This is a genomic window from Desulfurivibrio modestus (genome assembly GCF_044068625.1).
In the GTDB taxonomy this organism is placed as follows: Bacteria; Desulfobacterota; Desulfobulbia; order Desulfobulbales; family Desulfurivibrionaceae; genus Desulfurivibrio.
Window position 1 is genome coordinate 75,599 of record NZ_JBIPKH010000003.1, and the last position, 24,723, is coordinate 100,321.

18 protein-coding genes and 2 riboswitches are annotated in these 24,723 nt (G+C 62.7%); of the genes, 4 read left to right on the forward strand and 14 right to left on the reverse strand.

Translation table 11 applies throughout. The features are described from left to right. Nucleotides 1-6 precede the first annotated feature (6 nt). The 8 genes from ACHHRT_RS03135 to ACHHRT_RS03170 all read right to left on the reverse strand — a co-directional run bounded on the left by ACHHRT_RS03135 (nucleotide 7) and on the right by ACHHRT_RS03170 (nucleotide 10,324). Nucleotides 7-1,782 (reverse strand): cytochrome c3 family protein, encoded by a 1,776-nt coding sequence (locus ACHHRT_RS03135; protein ID WP_395497606.1) that lies wholly within the window; start codon nucleotides 1,780-1,782, stop codon nucleotides 7-9. Further along, the gene (locus ACHHRT_RS03140; RefSeq protein WP_395497608.1) at nucleotides 1,779-2,861 is read right to left on the reverse strand and encodes a 6-bladed beta-propeller; all 1,083 of its coding nucleotides are present in this window, start codon (nucleotides 2,859-2,861) and stop codon (nucleotides 1,779-1,781) included. Before ACHHRT_RS03140 ends, ACHHRT_RS03135 begins: the two co-directional genes overlap by 4 nt. Before the next feature lie 27 nt (nucleotides 2,862-2,888). Further along, entirely contained in the window at nucleotides 2,889-5,183 is a 2,295-nt protein-coding gene (locus tag ACHHRT_RS03145; RefSeq protein ID WP_395497609.1) for a hypothetical protein, read from the reverse strand. A 67-nt stretch (nucleotides 5,184-5,250) separates the two neighbouring features. After that, the gene (locus tag ACHHRT_RS03150; RefSeq protein WP_395497610.1) at nucleotides 5,251-5,922 is read right to left on the reverse strand and encodes a cytochrome c3 family protein; all 672 of its coding nucleotides are present in this window, start codon (nucleotides 5,920-5,922) and stop codon (nucleotides 5,251-5,253) included. After that, nucleotides 5,898-6,962 carry an NHL repeat-containing protein gene (locus ACHHRT_RS03155; protein WP_395497612.1) on the reverse strand — a complete coding sequence of 355 codons (1,065 nt, stop codon included), beginning with the start codon at nucleotides 6,960-6,962 and terminating at the stop codon, nucleotides 5,898-5,900. The genes ACHHRT_RS03150 and ACHHRT_RS03155 overlap by 25 nt, the downstream gene beginning before the upstream one ends. 90 nt (nucleotides 6,963-7,052) lie before the next feature. Next, a complete protein-coding gene (locus ACHHRT_RS03160) occupies nucleotides 7,053-8,333 on the reverse strand; it encodes a cytochrome c3 family protein (RefSeq protein ID WP_395497614.1) in 1,281 nt (426 codons plus the stop codon). A 249-nt stretch (nucleotides 8,334-8,582) separates the two neighbouring features. After that, complete coding sequence (locus ACHHRT_RS03165; RefSeq protein WP_395497616.1) at nucleotides 8,583-9,317, reverse strand: hypothetical protein; 735 nt, start codon at nucleotides 9,315-9,317, stop codon at nucleotides 8,583-8,585. A 122-nt stretch (nucleotides 9,318-9,439) separates the two neighbouring features. Further along, complete coding sequence (locus ACHHRT_RS03170; protein WP_395497618.1) at nucleotides 9,440-10,324, reverse strand: hypothetical protein; 885 nt, start codon at nucleotides 10,322-10,324, stop codon at nucleotides 9,440-9,442. A gap of 44 nt (nucleotides 10,325-10,368) precedes the next feature. Continuing rightward, nucleotides 10,369-10,450, reverse strand: a riboswitch (cyclic di-GMP riboswitch). 457 nt (nucleotides 10,451-10,907) lie between these two features. Here ACHHRT_RS03170 and ACHHRT_RS03175 point away from each other — a divergent pair. From ACHHRT_RS03175 to ACHHRT_RS03185, 3 genes are read left to right on the forward strand one after another with little or no spacing between them, the layout of a single operon-like run. Continuing rightward, complete coding sequence (locus ACHHRT_RS03175) at nucleotides 10,908-11,840, forward strand: phosphate/phosphite/phosphonate ABC transporter substrate-binding protein (RefSeq protein ID WP_395497620.1); 933 nt, start codon at nucleotides 10,908-10,910, stop codon at nucleotides 11,838-11,840. 29 nt (nucleotides 11,841-11,869) lie between these two features. Continuing rightward, nucleotides 11,870-13,738, forward strand: coding sequence for a sensor histidine kinase (locus ACHHRT_RS03180; RefSeq protein WP_395497622.1), 1,869 nt, complete (start codon nucleotides 11,870-11,872; stop codon nucleotides 13,736-13,738). After that, nucleotides 13,735-15,132, forward strand: coding sequence for a sigma-54-dependent transcriptional regulator (locus tag ACHHRT_RS03185; protein WP_395497624.1), 1,398 nt, complete (start codon nucleotides 13,735-13,737; stop codon nucleotides 15,130-15,132). The genes ACHHRT_RS03180 and ACHHRT_RS03185 overlap by 4 nt, the downstream gene beginning before the upstream one ends. A gap of 6 nt (nucleotides 15,133-15,138) precedes the next feature. Here ACHHRT_RS03185 and ACHHRT_RS03190 read toward each other — a convergent pair whose 3' ends face one another. Both ACHHRT_RS03190 and thiC read right to left on the reverse strand, forming a co-directional pair. After that, complete coding sequence (locus tag ACHHRT_RS03190) at nucleotides 15,139-15,834, reverse strand: response regulator (protein WP_395497626.1); 696 nt, start codon at nucleotides 15,832-15,834, stop codon at nucleotides 15,139-15,141. Nucleotides 15,835-16,111: 277 nt separating this feature from the next. Continuing rightward, the gene (gene thiC, locus ACHHRT_RS03195) at nucleotides 16,112-17,419 is read right to left on the reverse strand and encodes a phosphomethylpyrimidine synthase ThiC (RefSeq protein WP_395497628.1); all 1,308 of its coding nucleotides are present in this window, start codon (nucleotides 17,417-17,419) and stop codon (nucleotides 16,112-16,114) included. A gap of 144 nt (nucleotides 17,420-17,563) precedes the next feature. Next, a riboswitch (cobalamin riboswitch) is annotated at nucleotides 17,564-17,754 on the reverse strand. 300 nt (nucleotides 17,755-18,054) lie between these two features. On the opposite strand from thiC, the gene ACHHRT_RS03200 reads away from it, so the two are divergent. Next, the gene (locus tag ACHHRT_RS03200) at nucleotides 18,055-19,026 is read left to right on the forward strand and encodes a cache domain-containing protein (RefSeq protein ID WP_395497630.1); all 972 of its coding nucleotides are present in this window, start codon (nucleotides 18,055-18,057) and stop codon (nucleotides 19,024-19,026) included. Between the two features lie 11 nt (nucleotides 19,027-19,037). Here the strand turns inward: ACHHRT_RS03200 and ACHHRT_RS03205 are convergent, their stop codons facing one another. The 4 genes from ACHHRT_RS03205 to ACHHRT_RS03220 form a co-directional block, all read right to left on the reverse strand. Then, nucleotides 19,038-19,757: an MASE3 domain-containing protein gene (locus ACHHRT_RS03205; RefSeq protein WP_395497632.1), complete on the reverse strand. Its 720-nt coding sequence runs from the start codon at nucleotides 19,755-19,757 to the stop codon at nucleotides 19,038-19,040. A gap of 98 nt (nucleotides 19,758-19,855) precedes the next feature. After that, complete coding sequence (gene cobD / locus ACHHRT_RS03210; RefSeq protein WP_395497634.1) at nucleotides 19,856-20,926, reverse strand: threonine-phosphate decarboxylase CobD; 1,071 nt, start codon at nucleotides 20,924-20,926, stop codon at nucleotides 19,856-19,858. Next, nucleotides 20,923-21,891: an adenosylcobinamide-phosphate synthase CbiB gene (gene cbiB, locus ACHHRT_RS03215; protein ID WP_395497850.1), complete on the reverse strand. Its 969-nt coding sequence runs from the start codon at nucleotides 21,889-21,891 to the stop codon at nucleotides 20,923-20,925. Before cbiB ends, cobD begins: the two co-directional genes overlap by 4 nt. Before the next feature lie 32 nt (nucleotides 21,892-21,923). Next, nucleotides 21,924-24,632, reverse strand: a complete 2,709-nt coding sequence (locus ACHHRT_RS03220) for a DEAD/DEAH box helicase (RefSeq protein ID WP_395497636.1) — start codon at nucleotides 24,630-24,632, stop codon at nucleotides 21,924-21,926. Between the last annotated feature and the right edge of the window lie 91 nt (nucleotides 24,633-24,723).

Below are 24,723 nucleotides of genomic sequence, written 5' to 3' on the forward strand. Positions count from 1 at the left end.
CCGGTGTTAGTAACTTTTGGGTTCATGGGCGACCCCATGGCAGTTGAGGAAACACTGGCCGCTGAAGGGGCCCAGGCTTTCAAAATAGAGCCGACCCTGGGAGTCGGGCTGAACCAGGGAGTCATCCCAAAGGTATTGGCCCGTGGCAAAGTTGAGCAAATGGCTGTTGTTGACCTCGGTGGCCCCGTCGCGAAGACTCACCCCGTGGGGATCGTGGCAGACGGCGCAGGGGGTCTGCTGGGTCACGATATGGCGGTAATGCTCCTTGAAGCTCTGGTCGGAGAGCAGGCTGCTCCGGTCATGGCACTGGTAACAGAGGGCGTAGGCCCCCAGGTCGCTGCCGTAGATCGGCGTATCGGGAAAAGGATCTTCGGTTTCGTAGTTTTTGGCCAGCAGGTAGGGATAATCGGAGCCGTGGGCTCCCCGGGGGCCGGCGGGATTGCTGTTGTTGTGACAGTCGCCGCAGCCGATCAGGCGATTTTCCAGGTCGTAGGGGGGCAGCAGGCTGGGGGGGGCCGGGCGGCCGGCCCGGGAGCGAAACTCCACCACCGGGTGAAAGGAGGGGTTGTCGGGGGCGAAGGCTCGGCGGAGGTTCTGCCGGTTGTCGATCTGGCGGGCCAGGGGGTCCCGGCCGAAGAAGCCGGCATCGCCATGGCATTTTAAGCAGATCTCATACTCATATTCGGCCGCCACCAGGGGTTGTCCGTCGAAGGCGATTCCCGATACCCCGGCGGTGGCTCCGGAGACCGGTCGGGGCTGGCCGATGGGCGTTTCCGGCCGGCCGGCGTTGACCTGGTGGGGGTTGTGGCAATCGGCGCATTCCACGTGTTTTTCCACCAGACCGCTGCTGAAGTCTTCGGTGGGGTCGTGGATCGCGAAATAATCCTGAACCCCGTGGCGAAACTCCTTGAGCAGTTCGGCCCCGATGTCGGTGGTGGCCACGTTGCCGTTGTGGCAGACCAGGCAGTTGTCCTCCTCGGCGGCGTGGTTGAGCAGCCGTTCCGGGCCGCCGGCGTCGTGGGAGGTGTGGCAATTTTCACAGCCGTTCCGGGCCACGGTGTCGTAAGTGGCGGTGGGCCAGGGATCGGGGCCGGTCTCGTTCCAGGTCGCGGTGGAGAGGGCGTGGCTGGATTCCTCCCAGCCCCCCGGGGCGTGGCAGGCGACACAGAGGTCGGAGTATTCGTTGGAGATCACCAGAAATTTGCCGAAGCTGTTGTCGTGGGGGTTGTGGCAGGCGGTGCATTGCAGCTCCTGGTTGCGATCCAGATGAATTGCCGGGGGCAGAGTGTCGGGATCGCGCAACCGGGGGTTGCGGCGGGCCAGCTCGGCATCGTAAACGAAGGAGATGGGGTGGTCGTTGCCGAGGTCGGTCCCCAGCCGGGAGCGAAACCCTTCCGGCATGAAGCGCACCTCGCCCTCAAAGGTGATCTCCGGCCTGGTCAGCAGGGCGCCCAGGGCGATGGTCCCGTCGTGGCAGCTCAGGCAAAGCTTGGAAGATCCGGTGGGTTGGCCCACCGCGGCGTAAAGGGTGGAACTCTGGTAGGGGATGTACTCCTCGGTGCTGAGCTGCCGGTTCCAGAGGTAGGGGAACTCGGGGCTGGCGTGATGGGGGGTGTGGCAGAAGATACAGATCTCGTCCGCCTCGGACTTGATCGGTCCCGGACCGGTCGCCGAGAGGTTATGCTTGGTGTCCACAATGCTGCTGGAGGCCAGCAGCGGCCATGCGGACGCGCCCAGAATAAGCGGCAGGAGCAGGGCTCCCCCCAGGGTTGCGGCTTTCATGGCAACTCTCCTCCTCTGAGAAACTGGAAGATCTGCACCCGGTGGTTGTAGGTGTCGGCCACGTGGATGCGATCCCGCGAATCGATAAAGATGGCGGCGGGCAGCCAGAAGCGGCCCGGGGCCTGACCCGGACCGCCGTAGGCCATGAGCAGCCGACCCTGGCGATCAAAGACCTGGATATTGTCAAAGAGGGCATCCAGCACATGGATATTGCCCTCCGAATCCACCGCGACCCCCTTGGGCCGGGCGAAGTAGCCCGGTCCGTCGCCCACCGAACCCAAACTCAGCAGAAACTGACCCTCGGGGCTGAAAACCTGTACCCGGTGGTTGAGGGAATCGGCCACGTGAATGCGCCCCTCCGGACCCACCGCCACCGCCACCGGAAAGTTGAAGCTCCCCTCCTCTTCGCCGCCGCCCCCGATCCGGCCGCTCAGGGTCAGATCGGCCAGGGAGAACCGCAGGATGGTGGCCTGGCCCGTGTCCACCACCAGCAATTGGGCGGTGGTGGGGTGGATGGCCAGGCCGGTGGGGCGTTCCAGCAGGCCCCGGCCCAGCTCACCGACCATTTTCCCGTTTGCCAGGGCGAAAATTTTGACCACCCCCTCGCCGGCGTCGCTGATGAAAAGGTGCTGCCTGTCCCGATCCACGGCCAGATCAATGGGGGTTTTGAGCCCGGTCTGGCCGAAGGTCAGCTTCTGGTAACGGCCGTTGCCGCCATCGAAGATGTGGACCCCCCGCGCCAGCCGGTCCACCACGTAGAGGCGACCGGCGTCGTCGCTTTTAACTCCGTGGGGCAGCTGCAGGGGCAGCGGTTTGCTCCCCAGCATCCCCCGCCAGATCCGGCTCCAGAGTCCGCCGCCAATGGCCAGATCCTCGGGGCCGCTGACGCTCTGGCGATAGACCACCCTGGGAACCTCCGGGGCCGGCGGCCAGCGCAGATAGCCCTCCTCCCGCTCCGGAGGGGGGGTGGGGCGGGCGCAGCCGCTTGCAAGCAGCAGGGCCAGCAGCAGGGCCAGCAGCAGGCCCAATAGCAGGGCCAGCAGGGCCGGCCGGAGCCATGGTTGGGGTCGGTTATTCATAACCTTCTCCTTACTCTCCCACGGGTTTCAGTTCAGGGCCCTCTTCAGGCCCAGGATGATGGTGTTGTTGGTGGTCCGGATGCCGTCCAGGGTCCGGTGTTCATCGCTGTAACGATAGTCGGCCGTAAACGTCATGATCCGCAGGTTGTATTCATAGCCGGTGGCCAGGGCGTAATGTTTGGTTCTCTGGGGCCGGTTGGAAAGTTGCAGGCGATAGGTGCCGTCCAGTTTGAAGATGCCGTGGGCGCCGACCTTTTGGCTGAGCCGGGCCCGCACCTCCCGCCGTTCATCCTGCCGGTTGCTCTCCTTGATCTCGGTTTCGGTCAGCCGGCCGCTCAGGCTGGCCCTGAGTCTACTCCCCAGGCGCAGGTTGAGCAGCAGGCGATAGCTTTCCTCCCGGCGACCTTCATCACTGGCCCTCAGGTTATCATACTCCCCTTGCAGGGTCAGCAGGCGGCTGAACGGCAACTGAAAATCCCAGGCCGAGATCACGTTGTATTCTCGCACCTCGTCAATAACGGCCCGTTCCGTGGGTTCCTCGCCGGCCATGATCTCGGTTCGGCGGAAATTGGCGGTACTGCTGCCGTAGGCCAGGGTGTTGCGCGTGGTGGTCCGGCCTTCGCCAAAGCGCCGATCAAGGCCGGCGCGGAACTGTCGGCCCCGGTTGGAACTGGTGGCACTGCTGGCTTCGCGGTAGTTGAAGGCGCCGCTCAAGGAGGTTGGGCCAAAGGCCCGTCGCCAGGCCAGGCCGGTGTCATATGCCCGGTCATCCCGGAGGTTGGCGGGGCGGGAGCCGGCCAGTAAACGCTCCTTGCTGCGACTGGTGCGGTAATGCACGGTCCAGTACTGCCGGAAGTTAAGGCGGGCCCCATAGTTCTGGCTCCAGGTGGCGCCGTCATATTCGGGCTTGAGTTGGGCCCGGTAACGGATTCGCAGGGTCCAGCCCTGGCCGAAAATTTCCTCGTTGGGGTCCAGGAGACGGGGGTCCAGCTCGATGATCAGGGTATCGCGGTCCACCCGTTGGCTGAAGATCTCGTTGGGGTCCACCGGGGCAACGGGGCCCAGGGTGGGAGGGATAAGTTCCAGGAATAAGCTCTCCCGGTCGATAAACTCGGCCTCATGCCGTTGCAGGCGAAATTCACAGTCGAAAAGCGGCAGCTCACCCTGGTCGAGGCAACTGTCCAGGGCAAAGCTTTCGCCGGCCTCTTCGAAGCGGGCCATCACCTCCCGCTGGTCGACCCGATACTCCTGGCCCAGATCCAGATTCAGGAAACCGGTGGGAATCCGACGGCCGTAGTTCAGGTTGAGGTGGCCGAGATAGCGGTCGTGCTCACGGACCGTCGTGCTCTCCTTCTCGGCTCGAGCTCGCAGGTCGGTTTGTAGATTTTCGTAAAGCCGATGGTTGAGCCCGGCGCCCATTTCATAGGTATGGTCGATCAGGCCATCGGTCCTTTGATATTCATACCTGGCGTCGTAATGGGTCGAGAAGTGGTCGGCATGCCGGCGGTCCCAGGTCAGGTGCTCGGTCAGGTTCAGGTTATCGCGGCGGACCCCCAGGATCGACTCGGCCCAGCGCCCCCGGAAGCGGGAACTCAGCCGCAGTTCCCGGTTTTCGGTCAAAAACAGGGTGTTTTGCAGGCGGCCGGTGGTGGTTTGGGAACTGCCTCCCACTCGGCCCCCACTTTGCCGGCCCTGGTTGTGGCCGGCGCTCAGGCTGGTGGTGACCCGCTCCTTTTGTTGCAGGGCGTCAAAAAACCAGGAGTCGGTGGCGTTGGTGGTGGCCGGCGAGCCCATGCTCTCCCGCTCGATGGTGAGATGGCGGTATTTGATGGTGGCGGGGAAGCTCTCCCGCCACCAGGGCAGGGCCAGGGAGGCGCCGTAGCGGGTCTGGTCCACCTGGGTGGTGATCGCCAGGGAGCTGGTTCTGGTGCTGATGGTGCGGCCGGCAAAGAAATCGAGGGCGTAGGGCTTCAGGGCCAGCATGGTGCCGTCGATGTCATACTCCAGGCGGGTTCCCTGGCCGCTGCCCCCTCGGCCCTCCTCTTCCCGCCGCACCTCCTGCTGCCAGCTTGGGCTGAGGGAGAGGTTGAAACGGATCAGGGCCGGATGGTAGGCCCAGCCCTTGGTGGCCAGGGTGAAGCCTTCGGTGAAGAGTTGGGACGAACTGCGGCTGTCGCTTCCGGGCCGGCGGCTCTCCCGCAGATCGTAACGGTAGCCCAGATTCAGGTCCCAGCGGGGCCGGTCCAGGTAGGAGTAAAAGGGCCAGTCCAGCAGCAGGCCCCGGGACCAGGCCGGAGGGGCGGCGCTAAGCAGTGCGATCAAGATCAGTATCCCCAGTCCATGGCGGGTCCTTCCCCCGGTTCGGGCAGGGTAAACGGGGGAAGCCACCTTAGAAAATCTCCTGGTAATCCGCCTTGAGCATCATGGCGTCCCGGCCCAGGTGGGCGTTGTGGCACTCCAGGCAGTCGCTTAACCCTTCATGCAGGGTCATGTTATGGATCAAGCCCGGGCCATGGCAGCGCAGACAGGCCTGGGTGGGATCGTGGCGCAACAGGGCGGGCTGGCCACTGGCGTGGGGGTGGTGGCAGCCCAGGCAGTCGCGGGCGGCCGGCCCATGGAGCCAAAGCTCCTCCCGGCGGGCGCGTTCGGCCCCCTTTTCACTATGGCAGGCCACACACATCTCATCCCGCGGCCGGGCGAAGCGGCCAACGGCGATACGGGTGGATTTGACCTCGGGGTTGCTGGCGGGCGCCATCTCATGGCAAACTCCGCACTCCCGGGCCCCATAGGGGCCATGGACGAAGCCACCCAGCTCGTGGCGCTGGGGCAAAAGCGGGGCGGCGGCCAGCAGTTGATCCGCTGCCGTCAGCTCGGGGTCATGGGGCGCCACCAGCGGCGGCACCCCGGTAAAGAAAATGGTCAGGGTATTGTGGCGGGTCTCGGGGCTGCATCCCGCCGCCCCCAGCCCCGCCGTCCCCCAGATCAAAGCCGCCAGCAGCAGGGCCAGCCCCGGGCTTGGTTGCCACCGCCGGACCATCAGTTCAGGGGGGGGCCGGTCCATTTGCCGAAACCGTAGACGTTGAGCTTGTAGTCGCCCAGTTGGTTGCCCACGTAGATCAGATATTCGACCTTGAAATCCTTATCCACGTACTGTTTGAAGGCATTGACGTTTTCGTAGTCGATGGTCAGGGGGGCGGGCAGATACATATAGCTGGGGGCGTGGCCGAAGCCGCCGAAAAAATAGACCAGAAACTGGGTCTGGTCGTGAAAGACCTGGACATTTTCGAAGGCGGCGTCAACGGCGTAGAGATAGCCGTCCCGGCTGACATCCATCCCCTTGGGTCGGGCGAAACCGCCGGGGGTGGAACCGGCGTAGCCGAAGTGGTGGAGGTAGTTGCCTTCCGAGTCAAATTTCTGGATCCGGAAGTTGAGGGAGTCGGTGACGTAGAGGTTGCCCTCCTGGTCCACCCGCAGGTGGGAGGGGCGGTCCAGTTTGCCCTCCTCTCGGCCCCGGCCGCCGATGGTCTGGATCAATTCGGCGCTTTCCCGGTCGAATACCTTGATTTCGTGGTTGGGAAAATCGGCCACGTAGACCCGGTCGCCATGGACCGCCACATCCAGGGGCAGTTCCAGGTGCTGCTGGCCGCCGTAAACCCGGACATATTGGTCCTCGGCGTCAAAGGCCAGCACCTGCTTGCGCTGACTGTCGGTTACATAAAGGTAGCCGTCCACCACCGTCAGGCCCCGGGGTTGGCGCAGGGTCGCCTCCCGGCTGGTTGCCAGGGCCCGCATCTCCTTGGCAACCAGGTCGACGATCACCACCAGGTTGTGGCCGACATCGCTGACGTAAAGTTTGCCGGGCCGGCTGGCCACGGCGTAGGGGCGGCTGAGCTGGCGGGTGATATCCTCTCCGGCCACAAAGGCCCGTAGTCCCGAGGTCTTCTTGCCGATATCGTTCTCGCTGGAGATGGTGGTCAGAAACTGCATCCGCGGTTCATTGGGCAGTTCGGGGTAAAACCGGGTTTCCATCTCCACCCCGGTGGTGGCGCAGCCCTGCGCCAGGAGCAGCAATGCCATTAAAAACAGGGTTTTTCTCATCATGCGTCAGGCTCCTTGAAGATAAATTGCATTATAAAAAGCCGGGCGACCGCCGCGCCATGGTCGCGCCCACCCCCGGCCCGCCGTAAGCACTCACTCCCACGGGGTGGTCCGCAGGCGATTGTTCACCGGCTCCACCCGATCATAGCCGACCTCGAGATGACAGGCGGTGGCACAGCTCCCGCCGGTGTCGGTTTTGGTAAAAAGCTGCCCCAGCCCGACGGTGCCGAAAACGAATACCGGCCTTACCAGGTGGGGCTGGCGAGAGCTGTGGGGGGAATGGCAACTGCTGCAGGTCCGCCCCTTGGCTCGGTTGACATGGCGGAAATGGAGATTCAGTTCGCCGTTGCGGAACTGGGTCTCCCGCCGGGTAAAGAGGTTGGCGAAAGCGCCGGGGTCGTGACACTGGAAGCAGAAGGCGTAGGCGGCCTCGTCGTAAGCGGCATAAAAGCCCGCCGGGTAAAGCCCGTTGAGCAGGCTGGCGTACTCCCCGGCATGATGTTGATGGCAGTCGGTGCAGCGGCCATCGGCGAAGGGCTGGTGGGGCAGGCTCTCCTCATCTTCGAAGAGGGCCTTGATGGCCGACAGCGGCCGCCCCTGGGCATTGTTCAGCCGCCGGTCGTGGCAGAGAAAGCAGAGTTCGGGCTGGGTGGCCCGCAACAGGGTCGGCTGGGGGGCGGCATGGGGGTCGTGGCAGCCGGCGCAGTTGCCCTTCTCCACCGGGCCATGGATGAAATTGCCGGTGGCCAGGGCCGAACCATGGCACTTCAGGCACAGATCTTTTTGCGGCTCCACCAGCAGGCCGGCTACTTCAGCCTGGTGGGGCAGGTGGCAGGTGGAACAGTGGCCGCTTGCGGCCGGTCCGTGGCGCGAACCCTCATCGCTGAAGGGGGTGTGGCATTGAAAACAGAGCTCGGGGGCGGGGGCGAGCAACAGTTTGGCCGCTTCGGCCCGGTGGGGCTGGTGACAACTGCTGCAACGGCCCTCGGCCACCGGTTTATGGGTCGGTTTGCGACCGGTGAACGGGGGGTGGCACTCGGCGCACAACTTGGCTTCGGGCTGGCGCAGAAACATGGAGTGCCTGGACTGGTGCGGGTCGTGGCAGGAGGCGCACTGGCCGGCCGCCACCGGGAAGTGGAGAGCCTGACCCCCGGCGAACGGCTCGTGGCAGGAGGCGCAAAGTGGGCCCAGGTCGGCGGGCAGGGGGGTGAAATCATGCAGCCCCGGTTGCGAGGGCTGATGGCAGATGGTGGCGCAGTCCCGACCCTCGGCGGCGGCGGCATGGATATGGGGGGCCGTCGCCAGCTCCTGGTGGCACTCCAGGCAGGATTGCTCCGGCTCCAGAGGGAAACTCCGGTCTTGGGCTCCAGTCATGGTTCCTGACACCATAATCAATAAGATTGGCAGGATTGGCCAGAGCAGGCGGCGAGCGGTTGCGATGGACGTCAGTGGCATCAGTGGTGACTCAACAAAAGGACCCCTGCAACTGGCCAGGGGTCTCCATTTAAAAGAATATTCGTTTTTTTGCTGCAAGAGCTGAGTGGGACTCCTCTCTCTTTTTAGCCATTTTGTCGCATCATTGTCAAACCTTCAGTCGGTGGCGTATTGAATTAAATTTTAACCTTACTTGTTATGGCAGGTCAGGCAGAGCAGGGAGGCGTGTTCCGCGCCGCCCTGGCCATTCCGCATGCCGGCCCGCAAAAGCGGGGTGGCGGGCACCGAGACCCGGTTGTGCACATCATGGCAGGAGTGGCATTCCACCCGACCGAACTCCAGGTACTGGCTCACCGGGCTGTGGTCGTACCAGGTTTTATCCTCGGGCTGATGCAGGCCGCCCGGCGTGCCAATCTTGGAGTTCTCCACATACTGCACCGAGATGGGATGATGGCCCCGCAGGTCAAGATTGCCGCCGTCCTTGAGATAGCCGATGATATAGCGCCGCCCGAGCAAACCCTCGCCATCTTCGTTTCCCCTGCTGCCATCAAAGGCATTGAGGGCCACCGTATCGTCATGGCAGCCCAGGCAGAGTTTGGAGCGGCCCACCGGCTGATCGGCGATGGTTCCGGCCAGGGAGTCGCTGCTGTACATGATGTATTGGGCGCTGCTCAGGTCGCGATTCCAGAGCAGACCGGAATCCGCCGCCCCCTTCCAGAGTTCGAGCCCCCGGTCATGGGGGGCGTGGCAGACCCGGCAGATTTCGCCGGGATTATCCTGGCTGAACTCATTGTTCCAGGTCCGACCCGAGAAATCATGGATGCTGCCCTTGATTCCCAGACCATCACCGGCCGCCAGTTGCCCCGGCGGCAGCCAGCCCAGCAGGATCAGCGCTGCCAGCAGACGCAAAAGCTCTTTTTTCATCCTCCCACCCCCTGGTTGATATCCCTTTTGGCCCCAACGACCCCCGGGCGAGGAAGGAGAGAGCCCTTCCTCGCCCGGAGGCAACCTAATTGCGTCGTCAAATAATGGCGGCGCGATCAGGCTTACTTGTTGTGGCAGCTCAAACAGAGACCGGAGGGGTCGGCGCCGCGGTTGGCCGCCAGCCCCTGGCCGGCCCGGTTGAGGCGGGTGCCGATGGCGTTGATGCCTGCCGAGTCATGGACGTCGTGGCAGGAGTGGCACTGAACCATGCCCGCCTCCAGGACCATGTCCACGGTGGGGGCGCCGGTCATCTCAACCAGGTTGCCGAAGGTCTTGCCCTCGGGCACATGGAGACCGCCGGCCCGGCCGACCTTGGGGTTCTGGGCAAACATACCCTCGGCATAGGCCACCGAGATCGGATGGGTGCCCATCAGGAAGTCGTTGTCGCTGCCGGCCCGGCCCGGTCCGATGGTAAAGCCGCTTTTGACGCCCTGAATAAAGGTGCCGGTACTGTTGTCATCCGCGGTGAAGGTGTAAGTGTTGGTCTGCTGGCCGTCGAAGGCGTTGAGGGCCACGGTGCCGTCATGGCAGCTCAGGCAAAGCTTGGATTTGCCGATCACCTGGCCGGCGATCTGCCCCTCCAGGGAATCACTGGTGTACATGGCGTAGACACTGGTGTCGCTCAGGGCATGGTTCCAGAGCAGGCCGCCATCAATCCCCTCGTCGTTGGCCCAATCCTTCCAGGCGGTGCGGCCCTTATCATGGGGGGCGTGGCAGACCCGGCAGATCTCACCCCGGTAGTTCCAGCCGCCGTCTCCGGCTTCTTGGGCGTAAGTGTTGGTGTAATCGGTGCCTACGGATGGACTCCAGTCACCGAAATTATCGGTAAAATCGTGGGCGCTGCCCACGATCCCCTCGCCCTTGGCCCGGGCGTCCGCTTCATTGTACAGGCCACCGGCTACTACCAGGGCCGCTGCCGCCAAACCTGCTACCAGATACTTTTTCATTTGGTTCATCCTCCGGAAAAAAATTGGTTTTCCTTTTTGGGTTCTCCGGTAGCCCGGCCATCCTGCCTGCTGCAGGATCCGTGGGCTTTGTGTCCCCGTCTTGCGGCGGGTTTACCTTTTGCGGAGGATGTTGGGGTGGCGGCCTGGCGGCCGCCTTTCCCCGGCTCTAAAGTTGCTTTTTTACTGCCGTAACCGTCGCTTGTTTAAACTTTCTCCCCTTCCAGTGGTCGCACCTCCTTGGTCTTAATCTCTGTTGGTTGATGTTTGCGCGTCCGTACAAACCCTCCATTCCTGGTCCAGCCATCTAGCAAGGGCCGTGCCAAGGCCTGCTTTTTTGCTGTAAAACGCGCAAAAACAGTTGTTTCAGTTTGGAGATCGCGGCAAGAGGTCCGGGGCTGAGGCGGGAAATCCGGGGATATGCCCAGGTGGCGGCCGGGCATATCCCCGGATTCAAAAAATGGCCAGGGTGGGTTGAATTTATTCCATATTGACAAGGTGTAAGGTGATGCGGTAAAGCTTCATTGTGGTATGTGGGGCTGGCGATGATTTACCTTTTGTTAACAGCGACCGCGGAGGGGGGCTGATGAAACCGTTTTTTTCGCAAAAGCGCCTCGGGCTGCTCCTGATCCTGCCGCTGCTCTTCTGGTTGCTGGCCGTGGCTTGCGAGCGGGTCCGGGAAGGCACGCCGGAGCCGGAGGGGCAACCCCGGACCACCTTGGTGATCGGCCTTTTGCCCGAGCAGGATGTCTTTGTCCAGCGCAAGCGCTATGCCCCCATTGCCCAGTACCTCTCCCGGCAGGCCGATCTTGATATTGAACTGCGGATTTTGCGCCGCTATGGCAATCTCGTCGATAATTTCACCAGCATGGGGCTGGATGGTGCCTTCCTCGGGAGTTTCACCGGGGCCCTGGCCATCGAGGTGCTGGGGGCCGAGCCCCTGGCCCGACCCGAGTATCCCGGGGGGGTCTCCACCTATTACGGGATGATCTTCGTCCGTAAGGATAGCGGGATCAGAACCGCCGAGGATATGCGGGATAAGGTTTTCGCCATGGTTGACCGGGCCACCACCGCCGGCTGGCTTTTGCCCTTGCACTACTTTCATCAGCAGGGGATCGAGAACCCGGAGCAGTGGCTGCGGGAGATCTATTTCAGCGGCACCCATGAGGATGCCATCCGGGATGTCATCAAGGGACGGGCGGATATCGGGGCGGCCAAGGATCTGATCTTTGATCGGTTCGCGGATGGCAAGGCTCGCGAGCTGCTGGAAATTATCGAAGTCTCTCCGCCGGTGCCCTCCAACACCCTGGTATTAAGGTCGGATCTGGATCCGGCCCTGCGGGAGCGGCTGCGGCAACTGCTGCTGACCATGCATCAGGATCCGGCGGGCCGTGAGGCCCTGCGGCAGTTTGGCGCGGAGCGTTTTCTGGCGACCGCAGTGGAAGATTACAATCCGGTACTGGACTATGCCTGGGACATCCGTCTCGATCTGGCCGACTACCATTACCGCAACCGCTGAGCCGGGCCGGCGCGGATGGGCCTGATACCATGAGAAGAAAAGCGATCATCGGCTTTATTGTTCTCACCTTCCTTTTTGCCGGGGGGGGGTTCTACATCACCATGGCCAACAACCGGGCCATTGAGAGCCTGGAGAACGTGGTCCTCCTCACCGAGGTGGCCCATCGCCGGGCCAATCTCCGCAACAGCATCAAACTGGTGCAGGCGGACATGCTGCTGGCCGACTCCCCCCACGCCTCCGATCTGACCACGGTTATCGCCCATGGCGAGGCGATGCAGAGGGCCTCGGACAACTGCTATGGCTGCCATCACAGCGAGGAGGTGATGGACAGCTTCTATCTGATCAATGCCGCCATGGCCGAATACCTGAAGAAGGTGAGCCGGGTTTATACCATCCGGGCCAACCGGGCCAGGCTGCAGGCGGAGATCGACGAAGCCTTTGCCAGTGGTGAGCGGCTCTACGGCGAGGTTTCCCGGCTCTCCACCCTCTCGGCCCATAAGGTCCCCCTCCGGATCGAGGAGACCCGGCAGGATATCACCCGGACCAAGAATTTGATTCTGGCCCTGGTGGTCAGCGGCCCTTTGATCTCCCTGGCTCTGATCTTCTTTTTCCTGCGCCGTTTTACCACCTCGATCTCCATCCTCACCCAAGCGACGGGCAAGATCGGTAAGGGGGATCTGGCCCACACCATTTCGACCCCCCTCCGTGATGAGTTCCAGGATTTGGCCACCGCCTTCAACCGGATGACCGCCTCTTTGAAAAGGCAGCGTGACCAGATCACGGCGGCGGAGGTTCGCTACCGGACCCTCTTTGAAACGGCGGTGGATGCCATTTTCATTCTGGAAACCGAAGGGGAGCGGGCGGGGACCATCGTGGCCGCCAATCAGGCGGCGGCGGCCATGCATGGCTATGGCGTCGAGGAGCTGATCGGCCGCCACATCCAGGAGATCGACACCCCGGAAAGCGCCGCCCTGGCCCCGGGCCGGATACGGCGGGTTCTCAATGGGGAGAAGGTTGAGGCCCGGGTCGAACACCGGAAGAAGGACGGCACCATCTTTCCGGTGGAATTCAGGGCCGGGCTGCTGGAGATGGAGGGCAAAAAATATATCCTGGCTTTCGATCGAGATATCACCCTTCGGGTGCAGACCGAAGAGGCCCTCTGGCGCTCCCGCCAGTTGGCCACGGTGGGCGAGATGGCCGCCGGCCTGGCCCACGAGATTAAAAACCCCCTGGCCGGAATCAAGGTTTCCATGGAAGTTTTGATGAATGAGTTGGAGCTGGCTCCCGATGATCGGGAGATTTTTCTCCGGATCGTCAAGGAGATTAACCGGATCGAGACCCTGTTGCGCAACCTGCTCAGCTACGCCCGGCCGCCCCGGCCCAATTTCGCCCCCCTGGATCTCAACGCCCAGCTTGAAAACTGTCTCCATAACGCGGGGATGATCCTCAAGTCGCCGGAGTACAGCGGCGAAAACGGCCGGCGGGTCAGCTTCCGGCGGACCCTGGCGGATGGTCTGCCCCAGGTCAGGGCCGATGCCGCCCAGCTCCAGCAGATTTTTCTCAACCTGCTGCTCAATGCCATCGAAGCTATTCCCGGCCAGGGGGAGGTGGCTGTCGCCACCCGGCTTGGGCCGGCCAGTACCGTCCAGGTGGAGGTCGCCGACAGCGGCAAGGGGATGAGCCCCGAGGTCCGCGCCGGGATCTTTCAGCCCTTTTATACCACCAAGCCCAAGGGCAGCGGCTTGGGCTTGGCCATCAGCAAACGGCTGCTGGAGATGCACGGCGGCGCGATCGAGGTGGCCAGCACCCCGGGTCGGGGTACCACCTTTACCATTACTCTGCCGGTGGAACAGCGGCAGAAAGGGGCCGAGAACCCAAGGGAGGCTGTTGACCGATGAAGAGCCGGGGCAGAATTTTCGCCGTCGATGATGATGAACTGATTGTAAGCATGCTGGCCCGGGCCCTGAAGAGCGAGGGCTACGAGGTTAATTTTCAGACCACCACCACCGAGGTGGTCGCCAACATCTCCGCCTGGCATCCCGATCTGGTTTTCCTCGATATCGACATCGATGAGATGATGAGCGGCCTGGATATCCTGGAGGCGATCAGGCGGGAGGGGGTTACCGCCGAGGTGGTGATGCTCACCGCCGACGATTCGGCGGATTCGGCCATCCGGGCCATGAAACTCGGGGCCAGCGAATATTTCACTAAACCGTTCAATATCGACGAAATCAAGATCGTCACCCAGAATATTATCGACAATATCAGGCGCAAGGAGGAGGTCGATTTCCTGCGGCGCCAGGATTGTCGCTCGCCGGAGCGCCAGTTCATCGGGGAGTCTCCGGCCATCCGGGAGATTGTTCAGAAGGCGCGCAAGCTGGCCCTGGCCGGGGCGGAAACCATTCTCGTCACCGGCGAGTCGGGCTGCGGCAAGGAGGTGCTGGCCCGGCAGATTCACGCCTGGCAGGGGGAGGAGAGGGGGGGCGAGCAGGGTCCCTTTCTGGCGATCAACTGCACGGCTCTGCCGGAAAATCTGATTGAAAGCGAGCTGTTCGGTTATACCCGGGGGGCGTTCACCGATGCCCGGGCCGACAAGAAGGGGGTTTTCGAGTTGGCCGCCGGCGGCACCCTGTTGCTGGACGAGATCGGGGATATGCGCCTTGATCTGCAGGCAAAACTGCTGCGGGTGGTGGAAGATCGCAAGGTGCGGCGGTTGGGGGGCAGCATCGATCTGCCCATCGACACCACGGTGATCGCCACCACCAACAAAGATATCCGGGCCGCAGCGGAGCAGGGGGAGTTCCGGGCCGATCTCTTTTTTCGGCTGAGCACCTTCAGCGTCTGCCTGCCGCCCCTGCGTGACCGGGGGGAGGACGCCCTGCTGCTGGCCCGCCATTTCTTGAGATTCTTTGCCCACAAATATTTGAAAAAAGAGATTCGGGGCTTTTCGCCGGCGGCGGAAAAGGCGATCATGGGCCACACCTGGCCGGGCAATGTCCGGGAGTTGCGCAACAACATCGAGCATTGCGTGGTGCTGGAGAATATGGAGGTCGTGGAGCCCCACCACCTCTCCCTGGGTCATCCCCCCTCCGGGGAATTTGTCGAAAGGCGCAAAGTCAACCGCATCATCCTGCCGGCCGAGGGGCTCTCCCTGGAGGAGGTGGAGCGGGACCTGATCAGCCAGGCCATGACCCGTACCGGCAATAATCAGGCCAAGGCGGCCAAGCTGCTGGGCATCTCCTACGATGCCATGCGCTATCAGGTGAAAAAGTTCAACCTGACCCCAGGCTGATGATGGTCAGCGGAAGCAGACCCCGGCCCGGCAGGTTTGGGCGTCGATCATGGTGCTCCAGGCCACAATCCCCGCGCAATTCAGGGCCTGGTTTTCAAAGTTGATTACCTGGTAAGGGCGCAGCGGGTAGTCGGTCAGCAGACCCACTCCGTGGTCGCTGATATCCAAGGCCCTGGCCGAGAGCCTCAGGTGCCCCGTGCTGCCGTTTCCGGTTTCCCGCAGGGAGTAGGCCAGCTCGCTGGTGAAGGGTGATCTTTCCCGTCTGCGTTCTTGCCGCTGATCGCCGTGGGTGTTTTGGCGCGGTAAGCTCTCCCCGGATCCCTGGCCGTCGTGCAGGGCCTCGATGACCACTTCCTTTATTTCATAGAGATCGAACGGTTTGGCGATGAAACGGCAGGCCCCATGCCGGAGCGCTTCCCGGGTGGTTTCGCTCAAGCCGCAATAATCCAGGCAGCTGGCCGTCATGATGATCACCCTCACCCGGGGGCAGATATCCTTGATGATTTTCATTAAAATCATGCCGCTGAAGTCCGGCAGGTGAACATCGAGCAGGCATAAGTCGTAGGGGAAGGTGGATAGCAGGCGGACCGCCTCGGCGGCGGTGGCGGCGGTATCGACTTCGATCTCGCCGGCCCTCAGCGCCTTCTCGAGTCCATACAGGACCAGATCGTCATCATCGACCACCAGCACCTTTTTCCGCACTGACTTCCCCCTGAGCAACCTGAATGGCAAGAGTGTTTAAGTCGCAGGCCTCGTTTGGCTCCTCTTTGCCAAATTTTGCAAGTGGTGTGCCAGCTTTTCTGGTTGGGGGATTCTTTTTGTCTCCGAATGTTAGTTTCTGTAATTACGTGACTATATCGAGCAATTTCCCTTGCTCCCAGCGGGGGAGAGTGGGGAAATGGCCCTGGTTAGGCCATTTCCCCAGGGTGGTGGTGGTTATTTGCCGGGATTTACCCGCCGTCGCTCCGGTGCCCGCGCTTTACTTTTTGCCGGCACTGGTGCAGGAACTGAAAAGGGCGTCGGCGTTCTTGGCCGCGCAGAACTCGCCGCACATGGTGCAGGTGGCCTGGTCGGCCGGGCTGCGCTCGGCCCGGATCTGGCGGGCCTGGGGCCCGAAGAGCCCCAGCTCGAACTGGCGCTCCCACTGCATGTCCCGCCGGGCCTTGCCCATCTCCAGGTCGCGCCCTCGCCCCCTCTTGCCCAGCTTGACGATATCGCCCATGTGGACCGCCAGCCTGGCCACCCGCACCCCTTCGCGGACATCGGCCTCGTTGGGCAGGGCCAGGTGTTCGGCCGGGGTGATGTAGCAGACCAGATCGGCCCCGTAGCGGGAGGAGGAGGCGGCCCCCACCGCGGCGGTGACGTGGTCGTAGCCGGCCCCGACATCGCAGGGCAGCGGCCCCAGCACATAGTAGGGGGCGTCGCCGGACATCCGCTTCTGCAACTGGATATTGCCCTCGATCTCATCCAGCGGCACATGGCCCGGCCCTTCCACCATCATCTGGCAGCCCATCTCCCGGCCCAGTTCGGCCAGCTCGCAGTTGATCACCAGCTCCGCCACCTGGGCCCGGTCGGAGGAGTCGTGGATCGCACCGGCCCGGATGCCGTTGCCCAGGCTCAACACCGCGTCGTGGCGGCGCAGAATCTCCACCACCCGGTCGAATTGGGTATAGAGGGGGTTGTCGCGGTTGTTGGCCAGCATCCAGGCGATCATCTGGGTGCCCCCCTTGGAGACCAGCCCCCCGTAGCGGTAGCCCTGTTTTTGCAGGCGCTCCAAGGTGTAAAGGTTGATCCCGCAGTGGATGGCCATGAAGCTGATCCCGTCGGCGCACTGCTGTTCGATCAGGTCGAAGAGCAGTTCCTCGTCGAGCTTGTTGGGATCGCCGTAGCGGCGGGCAGCCTCGCAGAAGGCCTGGTAGAGGGGGACGTTGCCCACCGGCAACTCGGTGGCGGCCAGCACCCGGCGGCGCACCTCATCGAGATCGCCGCCCACCGAGAGTTCCATCAGGGTGTCGGCCCCCTCCTCCTCGGCGGCCCGGGCCTTGGCCACTTCGGCCTGGTAATCGATGATGTCGCTGGAGGTGCCGATGCTGGCGTTGACCTTGGTCCGCAGCCCCCGGCCGATTCCCACCACCCGCTGCCGCCGGTCGCCGTTGCAGGGGATCACCATTGCTCCCGCCGCCACCTCATCGCGGATCAGCTCCGGGGTTAGCCCCTCGTCGGCGGCCACCCGGGCCATCTCGGCGCTGATCTCTCCCTTTCTTGCTCGTTCAATCTGCGTTGCCATAGCCTTTTCTCCTTTATTCAGGCTGTGGCGGGGGGCGAAAATAAAAAAGCCCCCAGCCGTTAAAGCGCAGGGGGACCTGTCGGCCCATGCGCCAAAGGCTGGAGACTTTGCCATCATCTCCAGAAAATCCTGTCGCTCGCAGGATCGCTTTTCGACCAGGTGGCAGGCCTTCTGGCTCACGGCTCAACGCCTTCCCGGGCCTTCCCGTCGCAGAGGACAGTGGCGTGATGCGGGAGTGCTAACCGTTTACAGCGGCGGGACCGCCCGGGATTCACACCCGGTTTCCTATTCTCCCCCGGGTTTGGTCCGGGGGCACCTCCTGGTTGCTTGTCTGTGGCAAGCGGGCCAACTGTAGCCGCAACCGGGTTTGCCGGCAAGATTTTTTGCCACGACCTATTTAACAGCCCGTTGAAAAACGGGCTGTCAGCGGCCCATGGACGGGCCGTTAGTTGAAAAAGCCAGGGATGGCTTTTTCAACGGACTGTTAAGATTCCGCGTCGGTTCAGGCGATGGTCGACCTGATTGAATTGACAAAAAAGGGGAGGTTGGCTAAATATTAACAAAAGCTTAATTTTTGCCACGCGAGTCAAGTCGTTTTCTCCTTGCCCGCAATGGCGATTGCTCCGGGCGCGGCCATGAATACCGAAAATAGCTTTAATTGCGGCCGACATGATTACCTCAGATTTCTGCTGCCGGCTGGACTGGCCCTGCTGATTCTGCTCGGCTCTCTGTTTGGTTTTTTTGCCCCCGCCTATCAGGATCTGCTGCTGGCAAAAAAGAAGGAGGGGGCCCGGGAGTTGACCCAGGCTGTTCTGGGGGTGCTGGCCCACCAGGAGGCCCGGGTGGCGGCCGGGGAGCTGTCATTGGCGTTGGCCCAGGCGGAGGGGGCGGAGCTGGTGCGGGCCATGCGTTATGGCCGGGAGGGCAAGGATTATTTCTGGATCAACGACCTGGCGCCTCGGATGATCATGCATCCCTACCGCCCCGAGCTGGAGGGCCGGGATTTGGGTGAATTGGCCGATCTCAACGGCAAACACCTCTTTCGGGAGTTTGTGGCGGTGGCCCGCCGGGACGGGGGTGGTTACGTGCCCTACACCTGGCAGTGGCATGACCAGCCGGAACGGCAGGAGGCCAAGCTCTCCCATATCCAGCTTTTTGCCCCCTGGGAGTGGATCGTCGGCACCGGCGTCTATCTTGATGAGGAGCGGCGCCAGGTGGCCGCCGTCACCCGGCGGTTGGGCTATCTGGTGCTGGGGGTGCTGGGGGTTGTGCTGCTGCTGGCGGTTCACGTGGTTCGGCATGGGTTGCGGACGGCGGCCCGGCGCCGGCAGGCCGAAGCGGAGGTCCGTCGCCACGAAGAGCACCTGGAAGAGCTGATCGCCCAGCGCACCCAGCAGCTCACCAAGGCCCTGGCCGAAGTGAAACAGCTCAGCGGTCTGCTTCCCATCTGTGCTTCCTGTAAAAAGATACGCGATGACGAGGGGTTCTGGCAGCAGGTCGAGGTCTATATCCGGGACCGCTCCCAGGCCCAGTTCAGCCACGGTATCTGTCCCGATTGCGCCCAAAAATTGTATCCCCAGCTGTTTGCCGAACCAACCCGCAAATAGCGGTCGGCAGTTTAGCCGTTGGGCCGGTCCAGCACCCGGCGGATCTCCCTGGCCAACTCCCCCTGGCGCAGGGGTTTGCTGATCAGGGCGGAGATGCCCAAGGCCGCCGCCTCCTCATCGATCCCGCTGCTGTAACCGGAGCAGCGGATGATGGGCAGATCGACCCGGATAACCTTGGCCGCCGCCGCCAGTTCGGTGCCCTTGATTTTAGGCATGCTGTAGTCGGTGAGCAGCAGGGCGAAGTTTTTCCCCTCCGGCCGGCGCAGCAGCTCCAGGGCGTTCATCTTGTTGGCCTGGAGTTCCCGGGCTTCCGCCTGCTTGCGTTGGCGGATGTCCCGGACCAGGGCCAGCAGGGCCAAGGCGGCCAGCAGGCGGGCGGCCAGCCACAGCGAAATCGATTTATGGTTGGTGTTGACGGTGATGAAATCGGGCATGCCCGGATAGGCAAGGGTGTGGAGCAGGTCCAGGAGCCCCACCCCGAGAAAGGCGCAGGCCAGAAAAAGATTGCCGGCGTGGTGTTGCCGATCCAGGCTATGGTAGCCGGAGGAAAAGATCAGCAGGGCAACGACAACGGCTAAGATTTCACTGGCGGTATGGATGGCCAGGTAGTTGGGTGCCGCCAGGGAGAACGGTACCGGTAAAAGCCCGCTCCAGATGGCCAGGGAGAGCAAAGCCAGGGCCAGGGCCAGGCCGGAGCCGACCGTTAAGGGGCCCTGACCGGCTTTGATCACGGGGGGGGAGCGACTGGGGCAACGCGCACTCTCCTGGGCAAAGATGAACAGATAGTATTGAGTGTTAGAAGTGAGAATAGCGGGGCCCTTGGCCGGCGTCAAGTTCCGCTTGAGCGCAGGGCTGCCATGGCCGCCAGCAGACGCTGGTTTTCCGCCCGGCCGCGGACCGCCACCCGCAGGAAATGGGGGCCCAGCCCCCGGAAATTGCCGCAGTCGCGCAGGGCGATCCCCTGGCCCAGCAGGCCGGCCCGTAGCTCCCGGGCGTGTTCTGACTCCAGCAGCAGATAGTTGGCGGCGGCGGGATAGACCTTGGCCACCAGCCGGCTCAACCGGGCGGCCAGCCATGGCCGTTCGCCGGCGATCAGTTCGCGGCTCTGCTCGGCGAACCGCCGGTCGGCCAGGGCGGCGACGGCGGCTCTGATGGCCAGGGTGTTGACGCTCCAGGGCTCCTTGTGGGCCAGGAAGCGGGAGCGCAGTTGGCGGGGCAGCAGCAGAAAGCCCAGCCGCAGGCCGGGCAGGGCGTAAAACTTGGTCAACGAGCGCAGGATCAGCAGGTGGGAGTGGTGCAGGTGGCCCAGCAGCGAGATCTCCGGGCAGAAATCGGCAAAGGCTTCATCCAGCAGCAGTCGGCAGCGGCAGGCTTTGGCGGCGGTGGCGATTACGCTGGTCTCTTCCCGGCTTAAGGCCTGGCCGGTGGGGTTGTTGGGGTTGCAGAGCAGGGCCAGGTCGCAACCGGCCATGGCGGCGGTAAACGCGGCCGGATCGATCCGGAAATCGTCCTGCCGTTTTAGGCGCAGCCATTTGATTTTGCCCCCCACCAGCCGGGCGGCCCGTTCATATTCGCTGAAGCCGGGGGCGGTCAGCAGTACCTTGCCGGGCTTGAGCACCCGCAAGGCCAGATAGAGCAGTTCGGTGCTGCCGTTGCCGGCCAGCAGCAATTCCGGGTTTATCCGGTGGGATTCCGCGAGCGCCGCCACCAGTTCCTCGGCCAGGGGGTCGGGATAGTGCCCCAGTTGCGCGATGCCGGCGATGATCGCCTCCCGGGCGGCCGCCGGCATCCCCAGGGGGTTGATCGAGGCGCTGAAATCGAGCATCGCTTGCGGCTCGACACCGGCTGCGGCGGCCAGCATGTTGAGGTTGCCGCCATGGGCAAAGGATGCGCTTTTCATGGTACTCCCGGGCCGGCCAGCAGCACCGCCGTCAGCAGGGCCAGCAGGGCGGTGAGGCGGATGATGGCCAGGGCGTCGGGCGCGGCGGCCCCCGGATCGCAGGGCCGGTTGTCGCCGATAAAGGGCTTATCTTGCATTTGCCCGAAGTAGCTGGTGGGGCCGCCCAGTTGAACGCTTAAGGCCCCGGCCAGGGCCGCTTCCGGGATACCGCTGTTGGGGCTGGCATGGTTGCGGCCGTCCCGGCGCATGATCCGCCAGGCAGCTCGTGCCCGCCGCGGCCGGCCCCGATCCAGCAGCCAGGTGGCCAGGATGATCAGCAGGCCGGTGAGCCGGGCCGGCAGATAGTTGGCCAGATCGTCCAGCCTGGCTGAGGCCCAGCCCAGCTCGCGGTAGCGTTGGTTTTTATAACCCACCATCGAATCCAGGGTGTTGACCGCCTTGTAGGCCAGGGCCAGGGGCAGGCCACCCAGCCCCAGGTAGAAGAGGGGGGCGACAATCCCGTCGGAGGCGTTTTCGGCCAGGGTTTCCAGGGCCGCCCGCCGTACCCCGGCGGCGTCCAGGTTGGTGGTATCCCGGCCCACCAGTTGGCTGACCAGATGACGGGCCTGTTCCAGATCGTCGCAGCGCAAAACCTCCCCCACCCGCAGCAGCAGTTCCCGACTGGCGATGGTGGTGGCGGCCAGGTAGATCAGCAGCGGCGCGGCCAACAGAGCGGGCCAGCCGCCGGCGAACCGGGCCGCCACCTGCCAGATCGCGGCCCCGACCGCCCAGGTACCGCCCACCACCAGGGCGGTCAGAAAAAATCCGGCCAGGCGCAAACGGCGGGCCAGTACTTGGCGCAGAACCTTTTCCAGCCGGTCGATCACCCGCCCGAGCAACCGCACCGGATGGGGCAGGCGGGGCGGATCGCCGATGAGGGCATCGAGGAGAAAGGCCAGGGCAATTATGAGGGAGGAGGAAAAGATCATTAAAAGAGTTCGAACAACACCCGGTTATTTCACGACTTATAGGCCTTGAAGGCATCCAGCAGGGCCTTGAAGGTTTTGGGTTTGTATTTGGCAAACCCCTCATCATCCACAAAAACAAAATCGTATCCGGCAGCGGGTTGAATGCGGTTCAGGTCGTTGCACCATTGTTGCAGGCGCGCCATTTTATGGGGCACGTCCAGATCCTCCTGGCCTTTGGTTTCCACCACCACCATCCGGCCGTCGGCCAGTTTGACCAGAAAATCGGGGTAGTAGTTGGAAATATCCCCGTCGGCGTTCACGTAGTCGAGCTTGAAATGGACGGCCAGATAATTCTTGGCATAGGAGACCACGTCACTGCAATCCTCCAGAAAAGCGGCAAACTGCAACTCGAGGCGGCTGTCGCCGATCACCCGGTTGAAGACGCTCTTTTTAGCCACCAGATAGCCCTGGTCTTTCACGACAAAGGGCCGGGTCCGGCGCAGCTTGATGGTGTCGCGGATTTCCGCGTCGCCCTTCTCCCGGACGGTGAGGCTGTTGATCGCCTTTTTGAAGGTCTCGATTACCGTTTTGGTGGCAGCCGGCTCGGACAGATTGCGCAGGGTGTTGGGCGAATCGAGGTCAACGGCCTGACCAAAGAGGTAGTCCCGGACAAACCCCTTGATCTTGGGATAAAGCACATCATAACCACGCGGGGTTGAACCCCTTCGATACTCAAGCCTTAGTTCATTCATCACGGTTTGAGCAAAGTAGCCGATCACGCTGCGGTAATCCGCCACCCCGGCGGTATCCAGAATCGTGGTATGCTTCACCTCGCCGGTGGTAATGTCTTTAAACACGATCTCGCGCTGCTCTTCCTCGCTGAACTGCCGGTATGCCACCTTCGCAAATGCCATCGCCCCGGTGTCCAGCGCGGCCAGGTTCTTGTATTCCCGGTAAACACGGGGGGTCAGCAGCGGGATTTCAATATCCAGGGTGGCCAAGTCCTTTTTCTCGTTGTCATGGTCAACTTCCACCACCAGCGGCGTTTTGGGTTTGGTGCCCTCGCCCATGGCCTTGCGTTCCAACTCCACGCCCTCGGCCTGAATCGACTCGACAAAATCCATGAAGGCATCGGTGCCGATCACGCTGACATACTCTTCGATCCCGCCGGGGTACATCTTGCGCAGGCCCCGGCCCAGGGTCTGCTCCGGCAGGATATTGCTCTTGGCCGAGTAGGCCCGCAGGCCGACAATGGTGGTGACATTCTTCACGTCCCAGCCCTCCTTGAGCATCAGCACCGAAACGATGGCCTTGCAGGGGTTGGCCGGTTCGTCGATCTCGTTGGCCAACTTGCGCAGCGCTTCCAGTTCCTCCTTGCTTTTGCCGGAGGCCGCCTCGGAAATCTCGCCGTTGTTCTTGGTGTGAATCACCAGCACATCATTCTTGCCGGAGAGATCCGGGAAGTTGCCCCGCAGGTAATCGGCCACATCGTCACAGTTGCGGGTGTCATCGGTCATCACGAAGAGGATCGCCTTCTTGCCCAGCTTCCGGTGCTCCTCATCGGCCTTGCGCCATTCGATCACCCCGAGGTCGATATAGTCGGCGTATTTCTCGGTGTACTTGGCGCTTTGCCGTTCTGAAAGCCTGGCCCGGCTGGCGGGGTCGGGCAGGATCGGATGCTTGACCACATTCTGCCAGATCGCCTCCACCAGCGGATAATCGGCCACCGTCTGGACGAAAATCGCCCCGTTGTTGTGCTTGGGGGTGGCGGTCACGTCCAGTTGCAGGCTCAAACTGCCGCCTTTCTGCAACAGGCGGTGGTGAATCTCCTGGATCGACTGAAACCAGGCCAGTTTGGCATCGTGGATGTGGTGGGCCTCATCGTTGAGCACCATCAGCTCGTCAATGTCGCGGACGATCATCCCCAGGTCCACCTTGGAATCGGTGGTGGCGCCGGTGGGGCGTTTGCCCAGGAAGTAATCCATGCTGTTGTCGTCGTGCGGTGAGGGCGGAATATCCTCCCCGGCATAGACCCGGTGGATATTGGTCAGAAAGATATTGCCGAAGGGGCGGGTCACCCGCACCTCATCCTGCTTGTGGAGGGTAAGCTGAAAATCGTCCCGCCAGTTGCGGCCGGCAAAACCGTTGTCCGGGATCACCGGGTCGGTGAAGAAGATCCGCAGCCCCTGAAAATCATGGTAGATCCGGTCCAGGACGATGATATTGGGGGCGATCACCAGGAAGTTACGGGAAAGATCGGAGTCCGGCTCATAGAGCTTGTGAAAAAAACTCCAGGCCAGAGCCAGACTCAGCACCTTGGTCTTGCCGCTGCCGGTGGCCATCTTGATCACGTAGCGCCGCCAGGACTCGTCGAACATCTGGGCCGAAACCGCGCCACTGCCGTCAAAGCGCATCAGGTCGAACTTGTCCTTGGCCCCGACCACGTCGTAAAGATAGACGATGGTTTCCAGGGCCTCGCGTTGGGCGAAAAAGTACTGAAACTCGGCGGTGGAGCCATCGGCCAGTACCTGCAAATGCGGCTCCCTGAACCACCAGTTCAGCAAACTCCGGCTGGTTTCGCCGGCCCCGGCATAGCCGCCGTCGCGGAACTCCCTGACCTTCCCGCGCAGCGCGGCCACCAGCGGCGGCATCAGCTTGTCCATGCTGGTATCGCGTAAAGCCTCATCAGCCGGAAACCAGCGGATGGCCGGGTCAAGGATGGCGTGGGGAGATTCGGGAAAATCAGGATGCAGGGCCATGTAAAATGCTCCGTTGATGAGTCGGTATTTGCGAGGGCCGGTTAGCTTCTAAATGGCAACCTGTTGATTTACAAACATATTTACTCCGATA

Coding starts and splice junctions, on each gene's coding strand:
- ACHHRT_RS03135 (WP_395497606.1), bottom strand. CDS start 1,782: ATGAAAGCCGCAACCCTGGGGGGAGCCCTGCTCCTGCCGCTTATTCTG.
- ACHHRT_RS03140 (WP_395497608.1), bottom strand. CDS start 2,861: ATGAATAACCGACCCCAACCATGGCTCCGGCCGGCCCTGCTGGCCCTG.
- ACHHRT_RS03150 (WP_395497610.1), bottom strand. CDS start 5,922: ATGGACCGGCCCCCCCCTGAACTGATGGTCCGGCGGTGGCAACCAAGC.
- ACHHRT_RS03155 (WP_395497612.1), bottom strand. CDS start 6,962: ATGATGAGAAAAACCCTGTTTTTAATGGCATTGCTGCTCCTGGCGCAG.
- ACHHRT_RS03160 (WP_395497614.1), bottom strand. CDS start 8,333: ATGACTGGAGCCCAAGACCGGAGTTTCCCTCTGGAGCCGGAGCAATCC.
- ACHHRT_RS03165 (WP_395497616.1), bottom strand. CDS start 9,317: ATGAAAAAAGAGCTTTTGCGTCTGCTGGCAGCGCTGATCCTGCTGGGC.
- ACHHRT_RS03170 (WP_395497618.1), bottom strand. CDS start 10,324: ATGAAAAAGTATCTGGTAGCAGGTTTGGCGGCAGCGGCCCTGGTAGTA.
- ACHHRT_RS03175 (WP_395497620.1), top strand. CDS start 10,908: ATGAAACCGTTTTTTTCGCAAAAGCGCCTCGGGCTGCTCCTGATCCTG.
- ACHHRT_RS03180 (WP_395497622.1), top strand. CDS start 11,870: ATGAGAAGAAAAGCGATCATCGGCTTTATTGTTCTCACCTTCCTTTTT.
- ACHHRT_RS03185 (WP_395497624.1), top strand. CDS start 13,735: ATGAAGAGCCGGGGCAGAATTTTCGCCGTCGATGATGATGAACTGATT.
- thiC (WP_395497628.1), bottom strand. CDS start 17,419: ATGGCAACGCAGATTGAACGAGCAAGAAAGGGAGAGATCAGCGCCGAG.
- ACHHRT_RS03200 (WP_395497630.1), top strand. CDS start 18,055: ATGAATACCGAAAATAGCTTTAATTGCGGCCGACATGATTACCTCAGA.
- cobD (WP_395497634.1), bottom strand. CDS start 20,926: ATGAAAAGCGCATCCTTTGCCCATGGCGGCAACCTCAACATGCTGGCC.
- ACHHRT_RS03220 (WP_395497636.1), bottom strand. CDS start 24,632: ATGGCCCTGCATCCTGATTTTCCCGAATCTCCCCACGCCATCCTTGAC.